The sequence below is a fragment of the Myroides sp. NP-2 genome, assembly GCF_014145665.1.
GTDB lineage: Bacteria > Bacteroidota > Bacteroidia > Flavobacteriales > Flavobacteriaceae > Flavobacterium.
The window spans coordinates 1-18,689 of the sequence record NZ_JACHTD010000003.1 but is presented as its reverse complement, the minus strand read 5'-3'; the positions used below and the strand labels follow the sequence as shown (position 1 = coordinate 18,689).

General features: G+C 37.0%; 15 protein-coding genes. 9 read left to right on the top strand and 6 right to left on the bottom strand.

Translation table 11 applies throughout. The annotated features are described in order from the left end of the window. The first annotated feature begins 211 nt into the window (after positions 1-211). The 4 genes from H4K35_RS03950 (at position 212) to H4K35_RS03935 (ending at position 3,791) form a co-directional block, all read left to right on the top strand. The gene (locus tag H4K35_RS03950) at positions 212-931 is read left to right on the top strand and encodes a M15 family metallopeptidase (RefSeq protein WP_220497647.1); all 720 of its coding nucleotides are present in this window, start codon (positions 212-214) and stop codon (positions 929-931) included. 7 nt (positions 932-938) lie between these two features. Further along, the gene (locus H4K35_RS03945; protein ID WP_182626095.1) at positions 939-1,460 is read left to right on the top strand and encodes a hypothetical protein; all 522 of its coding nucleotides are present in this window, start codon (positions 939-941) and stop codon (positions 1,458-1,460) included. Positions 1,461-1,881: 421 nt separating this feature from the next. Continuing rightward, complete coding sequence (locus H4K35_RS03940; protein ID WP_182626094.1) at positions 1,882-2,778, top strand: LysR family transcriptional regulator; 897 nt, start codon at positions 1,882-1,884, stop codon at positions 2,776-2,778. Positions 2,779-2,849: 71 nt separating this feature from the next. Continuing rightward, positions 2,850-3,791 (top strand): YeiH family protein, encoded by a 942-nt coding sequence (locus H4K35_RS03935; protein WP_182626093.1) that lies wholly within the window; start codon positions 2,850-2,852, stop codon positions 3,789-3,791. Positions 3,792-3,920: 129 nt separating this feature from the next. Here the strand turns inward: H4K35_RS03935 and H4K35_RS03930 are convergent, their stop codons facing one another. Then, positions 3,921-5,549 carry an acyl-CoA carboxylase subunit beta gene (locus H4K35_RS03930; protein ID WP_182626092.1) on the bottom strand — a complete coding sequence of 543 codons (1,629 nt, stop codon included), beginning with the start codon at positions 5,547-5,549 and terminating at the stop codon, positions 3,921-3,923. Between the two features lie 198 nt (positions 5,550-5,747). Here H4K35_RS03930 and H4K35_RS03925 point away from each other — a divergent pair, with 198 nt between their 5' ends. The 3 genes from H4K35_RS03925 (at position 5,748) to H4K35_RS03915 (ending at position 8,286) form a co-directional block, all read left to right on the top strand. Beyond that, positions 5,748-6,263, top strand: a complete 516-nt coding sequence (locus tag H4K35_RS03925; protein ID WP_182626091.1) for a hypothetical protein — start codon at positions 5,748-5,750, stop codon at positions 6,261-6,263. 266 nt (positions 6,264-6,529) lie between these two features. Beyond that, complete coding sequence (locus H4K35_RS03920) at positions 6,530-7,174, top strand: DUF47 domain-containing protein (protein ID WP_182626090.1); 645 nt, start codon at positions 6,530-6,532, stop codon at positions 7,172-7,174. A gap of 17 nt (positions 7,175-7,191) precedes the next feature. Further along, the gene (locus H4K35_RS03915; RefSeq protein ID WP_182626089.1) at positions 7,192-8,286 is read left to right on the top strand and encodes an inorganic phosphate transporter; all 1,095 of its coding nucleotides are present in this window, start codon (positions 7,192-7,194) and stop codon (positions 8,284-8,286) included. 278 nt (positions 8,287-8,564) lie between these two features. Here H4K35_RS03915 and metK read toward each other — a convergent pair whose 3' ends face one another. Continuing rightward, positions 8,565-9,857 carry a methionine adenosyltransferase gene (gene metK / locus H4K35_RS03910; protein ID WP_182626088.1) on the bottom strand — a complete coding sequence of 431 codons (1,293 nt, stop codon included), beginning with the start codon at positions 9,855-9,857 and terminating at the stop codon, positions 8,565-8,567. A gap of 389 nt (positions 9,858-10,246) precedes the next feature. Here metK and H4K35_RS03905 point away from each other — a divergent pair, with 389 nt between their 5' ends. Both H4K35_RS03905 and H4K35_RS03900 read left to right on the top strand, forming a co-directional pair. Further along, positions 10,247-10,885 carry a carbonic anhydrase family protein gene (locus H4K35_RS03905; protein WP_182626087.1) on the top strand — a complete coding sequence of 213 codons (639 nt, stop codon included), beginning with the start codon at positions 10,247-10,249 and terminating at the stop codon, positions 10,883-10,885. 11 nt (positions 10,886-10,896) lie between these two features. Beyond that, positions 10,897-11,547: a carbonic anhydrase gene (locus H4K35_RS03900; protein ID WP_182626086.1), complete on the top strand. Its 651-nt coding sequence runs from the start codon at positions 10,897-10,899 to the stop codon at positions 11,545-11,547. Here H4K35_RS03900 and H4K35_RS03895 read toward each other — a convergent pair. The 4 genes from H4K35_RS03895 to H4K35_RS03880 all read right to left on the bottom strand — a co-directional run bounded on the left by H4K35_RS03895 (position 11,544) and on the right by H4K35_RS03880 (position 18,381). Next, a complete protein-coding gene (locus tag H4K35_RS03895) occupies positions 11,544-12,686 on the bottom strand; it encodes an LETM1-related biofilm-associated protein (protein WP_182626085.1) in 1,143 nt (380 codons plus the stop codon). The genes H4K35_RS03900 and H4K35_RS03895 overlap by 4 nt on opposite strands. 54 nt (positions 12,687-12,740) lie before the next feature. After that, positions 12,741-14,105 carry a 30S ribosomal protein S6--L-glutamate ligase gene (gene rimK / locus H4K35_RS03890; RefSeq protein ID WP_182626084.1) on the bottom strand — a complete coding sequence of 455 codons (1,365 nt, stop codon included), beginning with the start codon at positions 14,103-14,105 and terminating at the stop codon, positions 12,741-12,743. A 144-nt stretch (positions 14,106-14,249) separates the two neighbouring features. Then, a complete protein-coding gene (locus H4K35_RS03885; RefSeq protein ID WP_182626083.1) occupies positions 14,250-16,808 on the bottom strand; it encodes an ATP-dependent Clp protease ATP-binding subunit in 2,559 nt (852 codons plus the stop codon). A gap of 517 nt (positions 16,809-17,325) precedes the next feature. Further along, on the bottom strand, positions 17,326-18,381 hold the full coding sequence (locus H4K35_RS03880; RefSeq protein WP_182626082.1) for a CNNM domain-containing protein: 1,056 nt from the start codon (positions 18,379-18,381) through the stop codon (positions 17,326-17,328). Positions 18,382-18,689: the final 308 nt, after the last annotated feature.

The following is an 18,689-nucleotide window of genomic DNA, read 5'->3' as shown; positions in this document are numbered from 1 at the left end:
GATATTTTTATTAAAGAAGTCTTTAAACTTCTTTTTAGTCAGCATGGTATCAATGATTTTAAACACGGTTTGTCTGTCTTCTTCGTCTAATTGGTTGGGCGTAGGTTTTTAATATGCTTTTTCAATTGAAAAAAACTATAATTTTATAAGAATAGTTGGTTTTTGAAAACAAAAGTTGACTTCGCGCGAGAAAAAGAAGAAGTAGATGTGGATGAGTGTGGACCCGTTAGCGGAAGAGTTCCCTGCCTGGAATCCATACCATTATGTACACAATAATCCGATTAATCTGATTGATCCTACGGGGATGAGTGTGGTTGATGGAGATTACTATGATAAACAAGGAAATTGGTTGTTCAATGATGGGATAGATGATAAAAAAGTCTATGAGGTAAGCCCAATGCCTGGAATTGTGCCAGGGATTGAGGGATCAGGAGCAAATAGAATTGAGTATAAAGGACAAGTTGAAGATGTGTTCGTTACAGGAGATGCACCGACTGATAGCAAAATTCAAAATCTTCATCCTGCTATTAGAATGAAAGCCACTAATTTTATGAAAGAAGCAAATAGTGAATCTGAGAACACATTGATACGTATTGCTCAAGGATTAAGGACTTTTGATGAGCAAAATGATTTATATGCAAAAGGAAGAACAGCGGAAGGATCTATTGTTACTAATGCAAAAGGAGGGTATAGTAATCATAATTTTGGATTAGCTTTTGATTTAGTTGGAATTACTGAGGGTAAAGTTGATTATAATTTAGATTGGAATAGTTTGTCGACTATGGGAAAATCGCATGGTTTTGAATGGGGAGGAGATTGGAAGTCATTCAAAGATCAACCTCATTTTCAGAATATGTTTGGTAACTCGATACAATCGTTAAGAAATAAGTATAATTCAGGGAGTAGAGTTAATGGATATATTAAATTTTAATTTATATATGAAATATAGTTTTTTTTTAAGTTTAGTAGTCTTATTTCTAATAGGATGTGGAAAATTAAGTGAAAAACAAAACTTAAAAATCCAAATAGAGAAAAATGGAATAGATACTTTAAATGTTGTCAAAAAGATAGAAAAGTATAAAGCAATGGTAGAAGCTTCAAAAATGCAATTGAAGAATATTCAACGTGATTTGTATGAGTCTTCAGAAGGAGGAGTTGTAAAAGTTTATTATAAAGGAGCGGATACACTAAAAAAAGAAATCATTTATTATGGAGAAGGAGGAAAGAAAACAGTTGATATCTATCAAAAGGATGGAAAATTTATCTTAATAGAAGATAAGGATATAGTGTACAAAAACCCAATATATGTCAATAGTGATGTTAAGGTCAGTGATAGTACGATGAATGTTTTTTATTTAGATAGTAAACAAAAATTGATTTTTTGGCTTCAAAATGGCGAAAGAGTTTCAACATCAAAATATAAAAAGAAAGAAGAAGAAATAACTTTAGATTATGATTAAAGAGAAAAATTATATTTTTTAAAAACACCACCCCAACCTTCCAAAACGGATCAAAGGGATTTTTACTTCGTTTCACTCAGTATGACAATTAGAAAAGACTTTTTTTAAGGGGGATTGTTTAGTGGATAAAAAAGAAACACCCCACCACCGTTATACTATTAAAAAAGGCTTCGACTGTTCAACGACAAAGGTAGAAGTGTTTCAAAAGGTAAAGTACAGCCGAAGACTACAAAAAAGAAACAGTGAATTTAGTTAACAGTTTATCGAAATTTATTCGATTAAAAGAGGATTAAAACAGTATACAGTAAACGGTCCATTTTATACCAATTTACCAATCGAATAAACCCAGCTGCTTTCTATTTTTTTCTGTATTTTTGTTACAAGAGAATAAATCAGTTCACACCCATAAAGATGATAAACGATGTTTGATTTTCGGTTGAAGGTTTTTTATACCGTTGCAAAAAGGGAAAGCTTTACCAAAGCTGCCAAGGAACTGTTGATTTCACAACCCGCCGTTTCCAGACACATTCGCGAAATTGAAGGTCATTATCAAACCAAACTCTTTGTGCGTGATGGAATTACAATTCGCTTGACCGAATCGGGACAGTTGCTCTATAACTACGCCGAGGAGATCTTTTCTACCTACCGCAATTTAGAATTCGATATGCATGCCTTAAATGCAAAAATGGATGGAAACCTGCGAATAGGAGCGAGTACTACCGTTTCTCAATATGTTTTACCACCTTTATTGGCCGAATTTAGAACCAAAGTACACGATATCCACCTCGATGTCCTCTCTGAAAACTCCGCCGTGATTGAACAACTCCTGTTGAGTAAAAACATTGATGTCGGAATTGTTGAAGGTTGTTCCAAAAACCCACAAATCAAGTATATCGACTTTATTGATGATGAAATTGTCTTGGTTTGCCGTGCGGAAAATCCCAAGTATAAAACGGGACTCATTGATCCTGAAGAACTCAAAGACTATTCCTTCTTGTTGAGAGAAACCGGATCAGGTACCCTCGATGTGATCGAAAGCAATTTGAACCAAGTGGGAATCTCCCTCAATCAATTGCGCAATGAAATGAACTTTTCAAGTACCGAAAGTATTAAAATGTACCTCAAACACTCCGATAGTTTCGCCTTTATTTCTATACACGCGATTGTAAAAGAGTTGAAGTATAACGAATTAGTTGTAGTGGATATCAACGGACTAGATATTCGTCGAAAATTTAGTATCGTACAACGACAAGGGCAGGAGAGTGCCCTGGTTGAACTGTTTATTCGCTTTATTAAATCATATAACCTAAAGTTATAACCGATAACTATTATGTATTTTTCTCGCTTGGGTAGATGATTGACCTTTGTACTGTTAAAAATACATATTCTATGACAGTACAAAATAGCAATACGGCACTCGGAAGTAAAATAGTACTCCTTGGCTTAGCCGTGCTGAGCTTGTTTCCCTTTATTTCTTCGGCAACTGCTTTGGTCTTGGGCATTATTTACGCACAAATATTTGAGAATCCATATGGCAAACAAACCAAAAAAGCCACTGGATTACTGCTGAAAGTAGCCGTAGTAGGTTTAGGGTTTGGAATGAACGTTTACAGCGCTTTAGCAGCGGGAAAAGACGGTTTTGTCTTGACCATTTTTTCCATCTTCCTAACGTTAATTTTAGGATTTGGAATCGGAAAACTGCTGAAAATTGACAAGAAAATATCCTATCTCATTTCTTCGGGAACGGCGATTTGTGGTGGAAGTGCTATTGCTGCTGTTTCACCCGTTATTGATGCGGATGAAAAACAAATATCCGTCGCTTTGGGCATTGTGTTTATTCTCAACTCAGTCGCTCTAATTATTTTTCCTCCTATTGGTCATGCATTAGGCTTGAGCCAAGTCGACTTTGGGTTGTGGTCAGCCATCGCCATTCACGATACTAGTTCCGTAGTAGGTGCAGCTGCAAAATACGGAGATGAAGCCCTTGAAGTCGCTACAACCGTAAAACTAGCCCGTGCCTTGTGGGTGATTCCCATTGCCTTTTTATCAACCTTACTGTTTAAAAATAAAGGGTCAAAGGTTAAAATTCCCTACTTTATAGGATTGTTTATTCTAGCGATGTTAGCCAATTCTTATATTCCTTTTATTCAACCTTTAGGACCTTATATTGTAGAACTATCCAAAGCCGCACTAACATTGACGCTCTTTTTAATAGGAACTTCCCTTTCGTATAGAACGGTGAAAAATGTCGGTGCTAAACCTTTTGTCGAAGGCGTATTGTTGTGGGTGTTTATCTCAGTAAGTTCTCTGCTTTATATTTTATATCTGTAGAAGAGTGAGTGGTAAGTGGTGAGTAGTGAGTGGTGAGTGGTGAGTGGTGAGTAGTGAGTGGTGTACTGTAAATCATAAACTGTAAATCGTAAAAAAAAACGGCAATTTTAAAATTGCCGTTTTTTGTATTTATACTTGAATAACCCCTAGGTTAAATTGTTTTTCGATAGGTGCGTGGTTCGCTGCTTCGATTCCCATAGAAATCCATTTTCTCGTGTCTAACGGATCAATGATAGCATCAGTCCAAATACGAGCAGCAGCGTAATAAGGTGACACTTGCTTGTCGTATTTTGCTTTAATTGTATCGTATAGTTTTTGTTCTTCTTCAGCAGATAACTCTTGCCCTTTGGCTTTAAGCGAAGAAGCCTCAATTTGCAACAATACTTTCGCTGCTTGTGCACCACCCATAACGGCAAGTTCTGCACTTGGCCATGCGAAAATTAAACGTGGATCATATGCTTTTCCACACATCGCATAGTTTCCTGCTCCATACGAGTTTCCAACAACTACCGTAAACTTAGGTACCACTGAGTTTGAAACCGCATTCACCATTTTAGCACCATCTTTGATGATCCCTCCATGTTCTGATTTCGATCCTACCATGAAGCCTGTTACGTCTTGTAAGAAGACTAATGGAATCTTCTTTTGGTTGCAATTTGCAATAAAACGAGTAGCCTTATCTGCAGAATCAGAGTAAATTACCCCGCCAAATTGCATTTCTCCTTTTTTAGTTTTTACCACTTTGCGCTGATTGGCAACAATACCTACAGCCCATCCATCAATACGAGCATAACCCGTAATTAGGGATTGACCATATCCCGCTTTGTACTCCTCAAAGTCAGAATTATCAACCAAACGCTTGATGATTTCCATCATATCGTATTGTTCAGCACGTGATTTGGGTAATATACCGTAAATCTCATTCGGATCAGCTGCTGGTTTTTTAGCTGCAATTCTATTGTAACCCGCTTTGTCAAAATCACCAATCTTATCTACAATGTTTTTGATGGTATCTAAAGCGTCTTTATCGTCTTTTGCTTTGTAGTCTGTAACTCCTGAAATTTCACAATGTGTAGTTGCTCCTCCCAGTGTTTCATTGTCGATACTCTCACCAATCGCCGCTTTTACAAGGTAACTTCCCGCTAAGAAAATACTCCCCGTTTTATCCACGATTAAAGCTTCATCACTCATAATTGGCAAATAAGCACCACCAGCTACACAACTACCCATTACAGCAGCTATTTGGGTGATCCCCATGCTACTCATAATCGCGTTGTTTCTGAAAATTCGTCCAAAGTGCTCTTTGTCAGGGAAAATCTCATCTTGTAAGGGCAAATAAACCCCAGCACTGTCTACTAAATAAATAATAGGAAGCTTGTTTTCAATGGCAATCTCTTGGGCACGTAGGTTTTTCTTTCCTGTAATAGGAAACCAAGCTCCAGCTTTTACTGTTGCATCATTCGCTACCACAATACACTGCTTACCTTTAATATAACCTATCTTGACCACTACACCAGCTGAAGGACATCCTCCGTGCTCCTCATACATGTCTTCTCCCGCAAATGCACCAATCTCTATACTATTAGTCTTTGGATCTAATAGATAATCAATGCGTTCTCTGGCTGTCATTTTTCCTTGTTGGTGTAATTTTTCAATTCGCTTTTCACCTCCACCAAGTTTAACTTTTGCTAGTTTTCGTTTTAAATCAGAAAGTAATAACTTGTTGTGATCTTCGTTTTTATTGAAGTTAATATCCATAGTTATCTAGGTTGTGTATAATATTATTAGTTTTCGCTAAAGTACAAAATAAAAATTATTAGGGCTTACTCTAGCAGTAATATTCAAGAATGCGTAAATTTATATGGTATTCGAATAGAAAGTAACTCAACAGCGGAATGCAACCATAGAAATTGCGATGATTTTGTTAAATTAGTTCGTTGCTATAAAATAAAAAATATGAGAGTAAGAGATTTGTTTGTCCTAGTTGTTAAGTTAGTGGCTGGTGGATTATTGATCGATGTTCTAGTGTTAAATCTCCCTTTGGTTCTCTATCAAATCGGGATGAAGGAAGATGTAATGGGAACCAATGCAATGGAGCTAGTCCATATCCTGCTACTCCTAGTTGGTTTGGTCTTGCTATTTGTCTATGCGGGGCATATTGTCGATTTTTTTCGAGTAGAAAAAGGCTTCTCCAATCTCACTATTCCTTCTAAATCGCTAACGATGATTGGCTTGACGCAACTAGGTGTGTTTTTTGTTGGATTGAGACTTATTGTTGATAATCTTCCCTCTTTAGTTAGCAATGCCCTGTTTTGGTTTAAAGCCAAATCAGTAAATAACCCCTATGAATACGTACAAACAGGCAATTTTTGGTTTGTTACTCTATTTAATATAGTACTAGGCTATCTATTGATATCTCACATGAGAAAAATAGCCCTTTGGGTTATTCCAAATCAAGAAGAACAAGAGTAATAAGTTGAATAGTACTTACTTGACAGCTTTACCGATGAACTGTTTTATTTTAATAATGTTATCTTTAGGTTGTTTTATGGTTAAGAAAGTCGCAAAAGATTAATTTATCATTAAATTATTAAGTGTCTGATTACTAATGGGTAAGTTTTTTTTGTTGCCATAAAATCAGAAGAAACCTGCTTTTGAGATAAAAATTAACGTTAAGGAAACATTAGGTTGATATTATTGCGTAATTTTGTCCCTGTTTATAACATATATTCTATATAATGTCATTGAATAACATTTTTCAATTTTTAGTTCCAAAGGACAAGACGTTTTATCCTTTATTTGAACAAGCAGCTGTAAAGCTTAAAAAACTATCAGAAACGCTGAACGAAGCTGTGCATACTCCAGCAAAAGAAAGAGAGAAATTACTTAAAGATGTTGAGGTAATTAAGGTGGAGATTGAAGCAATTGCACAGAAAACGAGAATCGAATTAGGAAAAAACTTTATCACGCCTTTTGACAGAGAAGATATCCACAATTTGATTACAGCAGTTGACGATGTAGCTGACCATTTATCTGATGCTGCTTCTCGTATGAGATTGTATCAAATTGATAAAATCACAAAACCTTTGCGCAAACTGACTGAAGCAAACCTAGAAGCTTGTAGCGAAGTACACAAGGGACTTTTGCACTTGAAAGATTTAAAAAAGCTAGAAGAGTTAGCGACTGTATGTAAAAATATTTCTCGCTTAGAAAGAAAAGCAGATAAAGTTTTTGATAAGGCCGTTGCCGATATTTTCGAAAATGAAAATAACGCCATCGAAATTATAAAATACAAAGAGGTAATGGTGGCGTTAGAAACGGCTACAGATAGTTGTAGAGATGTGGCTAATGTACTTGAAACTGTTATCGTTAAATACTCTTAATGATCTAGCGCAAGTATATGGAATTTTTTACAGAAATATTGAGTAATCAAAGTGGGATTATGCTAATCGTTATTATCGTATTAGCCCTAGGATTTGATTATATCAATGGTTTTCACGATGCTGCAAACTCGATCGCTACCATTGTAACGACTCGTGTTTTAACCCCTTTCCAAGCGGTACTTTGGGCAGCAGCTTTTAACTTTGTTGCATATTTTATCTCCCTTTATATTATTGGGGAGTTTAAAATTGGTAATACCATCGCTAAATCAGTTAATGAAAATTTTATTACCTTAGAAGTTATTTTTGCAGGTTTGATTGCTGCAATTATTTGGAACTTAGCTACTTGGAAATTAGGTATTCCGTCTTCTTCTTCCCATACCTTAATTGGTGGTTTTATTGGTGCAGCCGTTGCTCATGCAGGTGGTTTCTCTATTGAAGGGGTAGATGTTGTGGTTTACTCCAAAGTGATTCCAATCTTCTTATTTATCTTCGGAGCTCCTTTACTGGGGTTAATATTAGCCTATTTTATCACTGTTGCTATTATGTGGATTTGCAGAAATCAAAACCACTATAAATGTGAAAAGTGGTTTAAGCGCTTGCAATTAGTTTCTTCTGCCTTGTTCTCTTTGGGACATGGAGGAAATGACGCACAAAAAGTAATGGGTATTATTGGAGCCGCTGTAATCTTTTACCACATAAACATAGATATGGATCCTGCTTATATGGGAGATGTAGATACGTTTAAAGTATTCGTAGAGCACTGGTGGTGGGTGCCTTTAGCTTCCTTCTTATTCATAGGTTTAGGTACTTTATCAGGAGGATGGAAGATCGTAAAAACCATGGGTAGTAAGATCACAAAGGTAACGCCATTGGAAGGAGTAGCCGCTGAAACAGCTGGAGCCGTAGCCTTATACGTAACAGAACACTTGGGAATTCCCGTTTCTACCACCCATACCATTACGGGTTCAATCATAGGGGTAGGGGTTACCAAACGTGTATCTGCAGTTCGTTGGGGAGTAACGATAAACTTGTTGTGGGCGTGGATTCTAACTATCCCAGTTTCCGCTATTATTGCAATGATTGTCTATTATATCGTTGCTGCAGTAATGTAATTAAAAGACTACATTCGCTAAGTGATAGAGAAGATTAGTACTCGATATAAATACTATCTCAACTACTTGGCAACTTCATATACAAAAAGGAATGATCAGTACGATCATTCCTTTTTTTGTTGTACTGCTTGTTAAGTAGCCCTTGTTCTACAATGCTTTTCAGATAGAGGGAGAGCTGTTGATTGCTCTAATATTGAAGTAGTACAAGAACTCCCACAAAAAAGACGCTTAACCTGTGGTGGTTAAGCGTCTTTTTGTTTGTGTATTCCAATTGGAAACTATAGATTAAAAGCTTGTTGAATGTCAGCTACACGGTCTAATTTTTCCCATGTGAACAACTCAACTTCTACTTGTTTTGTCTCTCCACCAGGTCGTGTGAACGTTTTGGTTACTACCTGCGGTTTGCGCCCCATATGTCCATAAGCAGCTGTTTCGCTGTAAATTGGATTTCTCAACTTTAAACTCGTTTCAATGAAGTACGGACGTAAATCGAATAATTCATTTACTTTTTTCGCAATCTCACCATCTGATAGGTTTACTTTTGACGTTCCGTATGTGTTTACGTAAATTCCCGTAGGTTTAGCAATTCCAATCGCATAGGATACTTGAACTAACACCTCTTCAGCTACACCAGCAGCAACAAGGTTTTTAGCAATGTGACGTGTGGCATATGCTGCACTTCGGTCCACTTTACTAGGATCTTTTCCAGAAAAAGCACCTCCACCATGCGCGCCTTTTCCACCATATGTATCCACGATGATCTTTCTTCCTGTTAATCCTGTATCTCCGTGAGGCCCTCCAATGATGAACACTCCCGTAGGGTTGATTAAAAATTCAATCTCCTCTTTGGATTCAAATAGGTAGTTGTATTGAGGGTATTTCAACAATACACGAGGAATTAATACCTCAATGATATCTTTCTTGATTTGCGCTTGCATGGCAGCCTCTGCTTTCGCTTTCGCCTCCGCAGTCGCGTTTTCTGCTGGAATGAAATCATCGTGTTGTGTCGATAATACAATTGTTACAATGCGCACAGGCTTGTTGTCGTCGTTGTATTCTAAGGTAACCTGACTCTTTGCATCTGGACGCAAATAGGTTACTTCTTTATTTTCTCTGCGGATAACCGCTAATTCTTGTAGTAATTTATGCGATAAATCCAACGCTAAAGGCATATAATCCTCCGTTTCTGTCGTAGCATAACCAAACATCATCCCTTGGTCTCCTGCGCCTTGGTCTTCCTTGCTCGCGCGTTCAACTCCTTGACTGATCTCTGCCGATTGTTCGTGTATAGCAGATAAAATACCACACGAATTGCCGTCGAACATATACTCACTCTTCGTGTAACCAATCTTGTTGATGACATCACGAGCAATCTGTTGTACGTCTAAATACGTTTTTGATTTTACCTCTCCAGCAAGAATTACCTGCCCTGTAGTTACTAATGTCTCACATGCTACTTTCGATTCTAAATCAAAAGCCAAGAAATTGTCAATTAAAGCATCTGAAATTTGATCTGCAATTTTATCAGGATGTCCTTCACTTACAGATTCCGATGTGAAGTAATAAGCCATATTGTATGTTTTTTAAAATGTTTAAAAAAGAGGAAATGGCTAAAGTGAAGATACAATATATTCTGCTTTAGCATTTTTTACCGAGGTTGCAATCAGTTCAAATTTTTCCTCCTATGAAATTCTTTGCAAATGTATCAACTATTTTTTAATCTGAACAAATTTTATCCTTTTTTATATTCTCCTTAACGATTATGTGATTTCTACTATTCCAGAGGAAATATACCTTTATACCAATCAGATATGAAACATACTCGCGTATTAATTACTTAAAAAGTGTTATGTTTTTTTTAAATCGATAAAAATATAGAGGAATATTGCTTTATTTATATTTTAAAAGCCATTTTTGGTTACATTTGTTTCGAAATTATTATCGTATTAATCGCGTAAAAATGAGACTACATAATATAGACGATCAAAAGTCAATGACTCCGCAAATGGCGCTGTCTTTTTTAAAGGAAGGAAACAAGCGCTTTGTAGAAAACCTAAAATCACATGCGAATTTACTAGAACAAGTAAACGAAACGAAAGAAAGCCAATTCCCTTTTGCAATTATTTTGAGCTGTATTGACAGCAGAACTTCGGCAGAATTGATCTTTGATCAAGGATTAGGGGATGTGTTTAGCACGCGAATCGCAGGAAATGTGTTGAATGAAGATATCATCGGTTCGATGGAATTTGCTTGTAAGCTCGCAGGCTCTAAATTGATTATGGTTTTGGGACATTCACATTGTGGTGCCATTACAGGTGCGTGTAAAGACGTTAAATTAGGTCACCTAAGCAATTTGTTAGCCAAAGTGGATCCAGCTGTTGAACACGTGAAAAAATACTATCCTGACTTAGATATCAAATCAAAAGAAGGGGTAGATATGGTCGCGTTTTACAATGTCGAATACACCATCAACCACATTTTAACCAAAAGTACAGTTCTTTGTGAAATGTATGAAAAAGGAGAAATTGGTATCGTAGGTGCTTTTTACAAAGTGGAGACAGGAGAAGTAGATTTCGTAAAAGAAATGTTTGTTGAATAAAAACTATAGGGTTGAAACACAACGAATTTTATAAAAAGATATTAGAAAATAACAAAGCTTGGGTAGAAGAAAAACTAGCCATTAATCCTGAGTATTTCAAGCGTTTATGCCACAAGCAAACCCCGCCTGTTTTATGGATTGGGTGTTCGGATAGCCGCGTACCAGCTAATGAGATTATCGGCGCAGAACCAGGCGATGTATTCGTACACCGAAATATCGCCAATATGGTGATTCACTCGGATATGAATATGCTAAGCGTATTAGATTACGCCGTAAATATCCTAAAAGTAACCAATATAATCGTCTGCGGACACTACGGATGTGGTGGAGTGGAAGCCGCTATGAAAAATGAATCCTACGGATTGATTGACAACTGGATCCGACACATTAAAACCGTGTACCGCTTGCACAACGTCGAATTAGACAGCATTGACGATACCACTGCGCGTTTCAATCGCTTTGTCGAACTCAATGTGCAAGAACAAGTGTACGACTTAGCTAAAACATCTATTGTTCAAGGCGCTTGGGCACGTAATCAAGACCTGAGTATACACGGATGGGTATATGGATTGAATTCGGGTTATGTTACTGATCTAGAGGTGAATGTGACAAGTAATCAAGACCTTGACGAAGTCTATCAACTGCGCTTTAGAAAAATCTAATCCTCATCCAAATTCTCGTTAAAGGAAGAAGGTAGGAGAGAAGGAATAAATTTTAAAATTATTGGTAATAAAATAGTACCTCCGGGTAACATAAATATAGCAAGAGAAGGAATTGTTTTGATAACCTCTAAGGTTTGCTTTTTGATCAATTTCTTTTCTTGACTATCTAAACTACGATGCGTAGAGTCCATTAATAACTGCATCAACTGTTTGTTTTTCTGAAGTTCTTTTAGAATACGCCCTTTGTTTCTTCCCACTAAAAATTCCACGTAATTCGTCGAATTGTTGATCATATTGTTGAACAAATTCGTCGATTTCAAATAGTGGTAGTTGTAGTCGTTTTGCTGTACAAAAAGCATAAAACAGCTGCTGCTATCCTCGATTTGCTCAGGGGAAAAGGATAAACGCTCAAAAGGAGCAACCGAAAAATCGGGCAAATGAAGCGATTTAGTCTCGTTATTCCACGAACTACACATTACAATATCCAACAGTAAGCTCGACTCTAAATAGGAGGACTGTACCTCCATAATTTCCTCCGTAGCAAAGTCATTGGATCCGTCCACCAAATGAAGGTCCGCCGTCTGGTGTTGAGTGTGATTTAAAATTTCTTGAATGAGATCTTCAATATATACATGATATAAATTCGGGTGTATCTTTCCTGCTAAATGTGTTTCAAACGTCAAGAAATAGATAGACAACACCAATAAATTAAGCACAATATTGTTGCTTTTTGATTGAGAAAAGAAACTCTCTTTCCACTTAATGGCAAACAAGTGTTCCAATCGGGCATAGGTGTGCTTATCTTCAAATAAACTCGTAAAGAAATTGGTTTTATGCGGGACAAAAAGCTGGTAAAAGTCGAGTAAACAGCCTACAAATTCGTCTGTTGTATGAGTAGGGTATTGGAAAAAGTAAATTTTCTCCAACAGTTGTAAAAAACAAATTTTCGCTAATTCCTCTTGGGTATAGTTAAAAGTCGTGTAGATCTCTGGAAGTGCACGGCTGTTTATTTTGCCGAAACTAAAACCAATCGCCCTAATTTCATGAGCTAATTCAGTAGGTGTAGTCGCTTGAAATATCGCATACTTATCCTGTTCTGCGAAGTATTTTTTTATCCAGCCAGACGTTGATGGGTTCATAAATACAAGAAAATTTAGATGATGAAGGAAAAGAAATAGCAGGGCGCTATTTCTTTACCATTTAACTTGTTTTTCAATTGCTTTAATCATTTCAGAGGCAATGTCTTTATTTGTCGCTCCTTCGATTCCCTCTAAACCAGGAGAGGAGTTTACTTCTAACAACAAAGGACCTTTAGCTGAGCGGATAATATCTACCCCTGCTACTTTTAAATTCATTGCTTTAGCAGCGCGTATTGCAATGCGTTTTTCTTCAGGCGTTACCTTGATGATCGATGCGGTACCACCCAAGTGAATATTCGCTCTAAATTCGCCAGGAACAGCCTCGCGTTGTATCGCCGCAACTACTTTGCCATCCACCACAAAACAGCGAATGTCTTTTCCGTTAGCCTCTTTGATGAATTCCTGAACTAAGATGTTGGCATTTAAACTCTTAAATGCATTAATAACACTCTCAGCGGCTTTTTTAGTTTCTGCTAATACGACCCCTTTTCCCTGTGTTCCTTCTAATAATTTGACAATAAGCGGACTACCACCAACCATCTTTATCAAGTCGTTCGTGTCCAAAGGAGAATTGGCAAATCCCGTAGTCGGAATGTCAATCCCGTGATTTAATAACAGCTGAAGGGAAAACAGTTTGTCACGTGACTGAGCAATAGCTGCTGCACTGTTTAAACTATATACTTTTAAAGATTCAAAATGACGGGTTAAGGCGCATCCATAATACGTCATACTCGGGCGTATACGAGGTATTACAGCGTCAAAATCATTTAATACGCGTCCACCTCTATAGTGAATTTCAGGTTGATTCGCATCCAATTTCATATAGCAGTATTTCAGATTTAAGAAGTGCATTTCATGTCCTCTCAATTCTCCCGCTTCAATGATGCGTTGATTGCTGTATAAGTCAGGATTACTCGCTAATAACCCAATGCGCAAGCCGTTTTTAGCTTCTTTGGGCTTGTTGTAATATTCGTCTAATTTTTCTACTGTCGGTTGACCAAGTAAAAAGTGCTTTTCAGGATCTACTAAAATACGACCGCCCATCGCTTCTCTTCCCAATAGCATGCGATATCCCATGGAATCTCGATTGGTAAGGGTTAATTCAATATCCCAAGAAGCTTCACCCAATACAAGGGTGGTTTTGATTACATAGCGAGACTCTCTAGATCCACTAGAACTCTTGACAATTCTTTTATCCACCATTTTGGCTTCGCAATGTATAATGGTCTTGCCATTATTTTGCAACGGATTTACATCAAACTTGACCCATTTCTCTCCGTCTTTTTCAAATGCGCTAATGTTTACGGCATGTAATGCAGAAGTCTTTGCTCCAGAATCAACACGGGCTTTAATTGCTGGGATATTTAATGTAGAGAAAGAACACCATTCTTCACTACCTACAATGAGTTTATCTACCATTATATTTAATTATTCAAATGCGAAAGTACTACTTTAAAGTAATTAGTATTATTGAATAAAGATAAAAAATTTAATAATAACGTTTATATAACAAGCAAGAAAGCTTTAGTGCCTCTACCTCTAGGAATAAAAAGAAAAAACCTGCTAATTAGCAGGTTTTTTTGTTTTTATTTTAATCGTTAAAACTTCTCCATTTTCTTCTTTTGGCGCATCCAAGGTTATGGTATCGCCAACGGTTAACTTCGAATTTACAATTTCTTCCGCAATAGGGTCTTCAATGTATTTTTGAATCGCTCGTTTTAATGGACGAGCCCCATATTGCTTGTCAAAGCCTTTGTCAGCAATGAAATTCTTCGCCTTGTCAGTGAGGATTAATTTGTATCCTAAATCATCAATGCGTTGGAATAATTTGGCCAATTCAATGTCGATAATCGAATGAATGTGCTCTTTCTCTAAAGAATTAAATACTACAATGTCGTCAATTCGATTCAAGAATTCAGGAGCAAACGCTTTTTTCAACGCAGTTTCAATCACTGACTTACTGTGTTGATCCGATTGTTCTTTACGCGCTTGTGTACCGAAACCAACCCCTTGTCCAAAATCTTTCAATTGGCGTACTCCAATATTAGAGGTCATCACAATGATGGTGTTTCTAAAGTCAACCTTGCGGCCTAAACTGTCGGTTAGGTGTCCGTCATCAAGTACTTGTAAAAGCATATTGAAAATATCAGGGTGTGCCTTCTCAATTTCATCAAATAAGATTACACTGTAGGGCTTTCTGCGGATTTTTTCCGTCAATTGCCCTCCTTCTTCATAACCCACATATCCTGGAGGTGCTCCAATTAAACGAGAAAGCGCAAATTTCTCCATGTACTCACTCATGTCAATACGAATTAACGCATCTTCTGAATCAAAGAGCTCCTTGGCAATTACTTTGGCTAGCTGTGTCTTACCAACTCCCGTTTGTCCCAAGAAAATAAACGATCCAATCGGCTTGTTCGGATCTTTCAATCCCGCTCTATTGCGCTGAATTGCCTTGGCAATTTTTCCGACTGCTTCATCTTGACCAATTACTTTACCTTTAATAATGGAAGGAAGATTGGCTAGTTTATTGATTTCCTTTTCGGCAATTCGATTCACTGGTATACCCGTCATCATCGATACCACATCCGCAACATCGTCTTCAGTAATGACAATGCGATTGTTTTTTACATCTTTTTCCCAAGCTTCTTGTGCGATCTCTAACTCTTTTTCGATGTTTTTTTCTTTATCTCTAAGGTTAGCTGCTTCTTCGTACTTCTGCTTTTGTACCATTTCGTTTTTACTCTCGCGTACTTCTTCTAATTCTTGCTCCAAGCTTAGAATATTTTGAGGAACGTGAATGTTAGTGATGTGTACACGTGATCCAACTTCATCCAAAGCATCAATAGCTTTGTCTGGCAAGAAGCGATCCGTCATATAGCGGTTGGTTAACTTTACGCAGGCATCAATTGCCTCATCCGTATAACTCACGTTGTGATGACTTTCGTATTTGTCCTTGATGTTGTGCAATATCGTTATTGTTTCGTCTACTGAAGTAGGCTCCACCAATACTTTTTGGAAACGGCGTTCTAACGCCCCATCTTTTTCAATGTGCTGTCTAAACTCATCAAGGGTTGTAGCTCCAATACACTGAATTTCACCTCGTGCTAAAGCGGGTTTGAACATATTAGAAGCATCAAGTGAACCTGTGGCTCCTCCAGCACCTACAATGGTATGAATCTCGTCTATAAACAGAATGATATCCGTATTTTTTTCCAATTCATTCATCACGGCTTTCATGCGCTCTTCAAACTGTCCTCTGTATTTTGTCCCCGCCACTAAACTCGCTAAATCAAGGGTCACTACGCGTTTGTTAAACAAAACACGAGATACTTTTTTCTGTACAATTTTAAGGGCTAAACCTTCTGCAATAGCAGATTTACCAACACCAGGCTCACCAATAAGCAAAGGGTTGTTCTTCTTTCTACGACTCAAAATCTGAGATACGCGCTCAATCTCTTTCTCTCGTCCAACTACTGGGTCGAGCTTGCCTTCAATTGCCATCTCTGTTAAATCTCGACCAAAATTGTCCAATACAGGAGTCTTACTCTTCTTATTCGGTAAATTCCCTTGAGTGTCAGTCTTCTTGTTTGCTGAACTGTCATTTTGTCCTGATTCTTCAAAAGTTTCAGCTTTTGGGCTGTGGAAGATGTCTTCACTATTCGCTTCTTTCTGATCGTCAGAGAGGAATTCAACGTAGTATCTTTTTACATTTTCATAGTCCACATTCATCTTATTCAAGATCTGTGTGATGGGATCCTCGTTGTTCTTTAAAATACAAAGCAACAAGTGAGCCGAAGTAACCTCAATATTCTTGAATACTTTTACTTCTAAATACGTCAAGCGCAAGGCTCTTTCTGCTTGTTTTGTAAGATATAGTGATCCTTTCTCGTTTACAGCTGTTTTGGTAGTGGAATAGGGGGTTAAGTTCTCAACTTTATGTCTTAAAAAGTCGATATCCACCTCTAAATTTTGCAGAATCGTTGATGCTTCACCCTGCTCAATTCGCAATAAGGCTAACAAAAAGTGCTCCGTTCCTATAAAGTCATGACCTAGACGCAATGCCTCGTCCTTACTAAAGGAAATAACATCTTTAATTTCTTGTGAAAAATTTTCGTCCATATTAACTGAATTTAGGTGATTATTTGTTTCTATATCTATAGTAAAGGCAAAAAGCGTACCTAGTTCACTTTTATTGCCCTTCTGTCATATGCTAATTGACAAAAAAAAACTGGTAAATAAAAATATTACTGTCTGTTTTTTTTGGGAACTATTCGAACAAAATGACTTTAATATGAATAGTTTACTTTTTAACGGAGAAAAACAAAAGCTTATCTAGAACTTTGAAAATGATTTAAACAAGGTTGATTAATGAATAGCCGTTACAAGGCTGTGTTTAGGCTTAAATATAAGGTAAACTCTATTCGATAAGGACAGCACCAAGATATGGTTGATGTTGTTTTAACTTGAAAAATTAGACGCTATATATTTGTCTATAGACTCATCGTATCTTATTATAGATATAGGTCGTTAGCTTCCTACTGTATTAATTGACAAAAGCACCAATAAGTAATAGGAATAGGGATCTGTATGCCAACATAAGGTATACCTCAAACAAAGGACGACCAAACTAAAGCGATTACGATTGATTATTCTCTATAAATTGGTACTTGCGTTGTTTACTTTTCCATCTGTCTTCTGCATATTGACGCAAATCGACAATCTTGTCCTTTTCATCAATAATCTCGAAGCCCAATAGGGTTTCTAAAATATCTTCTAGCGTCAAAAGACCTTGAACTTCCCCGTATTCATTGGTGATAATAGCAATGTGCTCGTGTTTCTCCGTTAGTTTACTCCAAGCTTCAACAACACTCATTCGCTCGTTAAATTGAAGAATATTACGTTTAAACTCTTTTAAAGGAATGTCAAATTCGTCAGCCGCTAAATGTTCAAAAATTGTATCGCGCAATACATAGCCTACAATGTTTTCCGATTGCTCACTGTAAATGGGAATTCGAGAAAAATGAAGCAATTCTTTTTTGCTCAAAAATTCGCGCAACCTCGTGTCTTCATCCGCTTGAATCATCATAATTCGGGGGGTGTGTATGGTGGAAACTGCCACGTCTTTAAGCCTGATTAGATTTTGTATAATCTTGGTCTCTTTGCCATTAAAAATCCCTTCTTGCTCGCCAATTTTTACTAAGCTAGATAGTTCTTCTCGACTAATACTCGACTCTTGCTGTTTTTTACTCAAGCGTCTTGTTAGGAATGAAGCAAGTAAGACCAAAGGATAACAAAGAACAACCATACTCGATATGGCCGTCGCCGTTGGTGCGTATAAAGTCTTGTAATAATTCGCCCCTAAGGTCTTTGGTATAATTTCAGTAAGTACTAATATACACAAAGTTAAAATAGCAGAAATAACTCCAAAGTAAGCCTCGCCAAAAACAGCCGTAGCTTGTGCTCCAACACCTGCAGCACCAACCGTATGAGCAATTGTGTTTAAAGCCAAAATCGCAGAAAGTGGTTTGTCGATGTCTTTTTTCATGTGTATTAAAGCTTTCGCTTTAGGATCTTGATGCTCTGCTTTGGAATGCAAAAATGAAAGTGGAGTAGATAGCAAAACAGCTTCCGCTATGGAACAAATGAAAGATACCGTTAAGGCTAAAAATAAATAAATTAATAATAAACTCATTCAAAAAAAAATTATAAGCACAATAGTATTGTTTTTTTAAGTTCTAATGGAAGTCAATTTTACTCAAACACACAAAATGAGCACTGAAAGGACAAGAGAAGGTAATGAAGTTGATGGAATGAAATATAGGTTTATCAAATAATAGATCAAAACAGCAACTCAGTTAAAAAAATCAGAAGAGAAAAATCAGAAGAGAAAAATCAGAAGAGAAAAATCAGAAGAGAAAAATCAGAAGAGAAAAATCAGAAGAGAAAAATCAGAAGAGAAAAATCAGAAGAGAAAAATCAGAAGAGAAAAATCAGAAGAGA